General features: G+C 72.7%; 3 protein-coding genes and 1 pseudogene. All 4 read right to left on the reverse strand.

Going from position 1 to position 2,539, the window contains the following annotated elements; all coding sequences use genetic code 11:
* Positions 1-222: pseudogene (locus AC30N0_RS16270) on the reverse strand (cell division protein FtsA); the annotation flags it as partial.
* 12 nt (positions 223-234) lie between these two features.
* Entirely contained in the window at positions 235-1,044 is an 810-nt protein-coding gene (locus AC30N0_RS16275; RefSeq protein WP_489518943.1) for a cell division protein FtsQ/DivIB, read from the reverse strand.
* A gap of 2 nt (positions 1,045-1,046) precedes the next feature.
* Complete coding sequence (locus AC30N0_RS16280; protein WP_489518944.1) at positions 1,047-2,024, reverse strand: D-alanine--D-alanine ligase; 978 nt, start codon at positions 2,022-2,024, stop codon at positions 1,047-1,049.
* On the reverse strand, positions 2,021-2,539 hold a 519-nt coding region (locus AC30N0_RS16285; protein WP_489518945.1), incomplete at its 5' end, for a glutamate ligase domain-containing protein. The genes AC30N0_RS16280 and AC30N0_RS16285, both read right to left, overlap by 4 nt.

A 2,539-nucleotide genomic window follows, 5' to 3' on the forward strand; every position in this document is an offset into this window, starting at 1 on the left:
CTTGCAGTCGGCCATCTGCTCCGCCTCCTTCAAGGCCTGCTGGATCGACTGCACCGTCGCGTCGATGTTGACGACGACGCCGCGCTTGAGGCCGTGCGCCGGGGCGCTGCCGAGCCCGGCGATGCGCAGCTCGCCGTCGGGCATGACCTCGGCGACGACCGCCATCACCTTGGCCGTGCCGATGTCGAGGCCGACGACGAGGTCCTTGAGTTCCTTGGCCATGCGCTGGGATCCTTACTTCTTCTTGTTGTCGGGAAGGACGGCGGACGTGGTCGACACGCCCTTCAGGCGCACGGCGTAGCCGTCCTGGTGGCGCAGGTCGGCGTACTCGAGCGGTCGCTGGAACCGGTCGGTGACCTTGCCGAAGGTGGCGACGAAGCGGGCCGAGCGAGCCACCACGTCGTCGTCGCTGCCGCGGCCGAGCTCGATGACGGCGCGGTTGTCCAGCGTCACCCGCCAAGAGCCCCGGCTCGACAGGGCCAGCGTCTCGATGCGGGCGCCGAGCGGCGCGACCACCGGCTCGATCCGGCCGAGCATGACCAGCACGTGCGCCGAGCTGCCGTCGGGACCGGCGAGCCGCGGCAGGTCGTCGTCCTCGACGTCGCCGAGGTTGGCCTCGAAGACCTCGCCGAAGCTGTTGACCAGCCGGTCGCCGCCGGCATCGCCGGCCCAGAGCGCGACTGCGCGGTGCTCCTCGAGCTGCACGCGCAGCCGGTTCGGCCAGACGCGGCGGACCACCGCGTGGCGGACCCACGGTACCGACTCGAACGCACGCCGCACGGTGCCGAGGTCGATGGTCAGGAAGTTGCCTGCGAGGCGCGGCGCGGCGTTGGCGCGGATCGTCGACACGCTGTTGCGGGCGACGTCGCCGTCGAGGGCGATGCCACGGATCGCGAACAGCGGCTGACGCGACAGCCAGATCACCGCGACGGCAACGAGCAGGAGCGCGCCGACCATGCCGAGCACAGCCGCGGTGACGTTCATCAGCCGCACCTCGGCCGGCAGCTCGGGCCCGGCATTCGCGGCAGGCGCATGGGCAGCCATCGTCAGGAGCCTCCCGGCGGGTTCGCTGCAGCGGCGGGCCGGGCATCGAGGCCCGCGCCGGCGAGCAGGCGCACGCAGAGCGCCTCGTAGCCGATGCCGGCGGCGCGCGCCGACATCGGCACGAGCGAGTGCGACGTCATGCCCGGCGAGGTGTTCATCTCGAGCAGGAAGGGCTTGCGGTCGCTGCTGCGCAGCATCAGGTCGGCGCGGCCCCAGCCGCGGCAGCCGAGGACCCGGTAGGCGGCGAGCACGATGCGCTGGATCTCGCGCTCCTCGGCCTCGGGCAAGCCGCTCGGGCAGTCGTAGCGGACCACGTCGGTGAAGTACTTGTTCTGGTAGTCGTAGGCGCCGTCGGGGGCGACGATGCGCACGACGGGCAGCGCCACCGCCCCGGCGCCTTCGCCGAGCACCGGGCACGTCACCTCGTCGCCCTCGATGAACTCCTCGCACAGCACGTCGGCATCGAAGCCGGCGGCGAGCTCGACGGCGGCCTGCATCTCCGAGTAGCCGGCGACCTTGGTGATGCCGATCGACGAGCCTTCGCGCGGCGGCTTGACGATCAGCGGCAGGCCGAGCACGTCGGGCACCGCGCGCACCTGCTCGCGGCCCTGCTCGCCCGCGGCGAGGCGAACGAAGCGCGGCGTCGGCAGGCCCTCGGCGAGCCAGATCCGCTTCGTCATCACCTTGTCGATGGCGATGGCCGAGGCCATGACGCCCGAGCCGGTGTAGGGGATGCCGAGCAGCTCGAGGGCGCCCTGCACGCAGCCGTCCTCGCCGTGCCGGCCGTGCAGGGCGATGAAGCAGCGGCCGACCCCGTCCCGCTTCAGCTCGGCGAGGTCGCGCTCGGCCGGGTCGAAGGCGTGCGCGTCGACGCCCTGCGACTGCAGCGCCGCCAGCACGCCGCGGCCCGACATGAGCGAGATCTCGCGCTCGGCCGAATCGCCGCCCATCAGCACCGCCACCTTGCCGAACGAAGTCATGACGCCTCCCCGCGAGCCAGTTCGAGCACCTGCGCCGGGACGTTGCCGATCGAGCCGGCGCCCATCGAGATGACGACGTCGCCGGGCTGCGCCTGTGCGACGATGGTCTCGGCCATGGCGCCGATCTCGTCGACGAAGACCGGGTCGACGCGGCCGGCGACGCGGATCGCCCGCGCCAGGGCGCGGCCGTCGGCGGCGACGATCGGCGCCTCGCCGGCGGGGTAGACCTCGCCGAGCAGGACCAGGTCGGCGCTGCCGATGACCTTGACGAAGTCCTCGAAACAGTCGCGCGTCCGCGTGTAGCGGTGCGGCTGGAAGGCGAGGACGAGGCGCCGCCCCGGGAAGGCGCCGCGCGCGGCCGCCAGGGTCGCCGCCATCTCGACCGGGTGGTGGCCGTAGTCGTCGATCAGGGCGAAGCTGCCGCCGGCGACGGGCACGTCGCCGTAGCGCTGGAAGCGGCGGTCGACGCCGTGGAACTCGGCCAGGCCCTTGACCACGGCGGCGTCGGCCAGCTC

It is taken from the genome of Rhizobacter sp., assembly GCF_031412495.1.
In the GTDB taxonomy this organism is placed as follows: Bacteria; Pseudomonadota; Gammaproteobacteria; order Burkholderiales; family Burkholderiaceae_C; genus Schlegelella_A.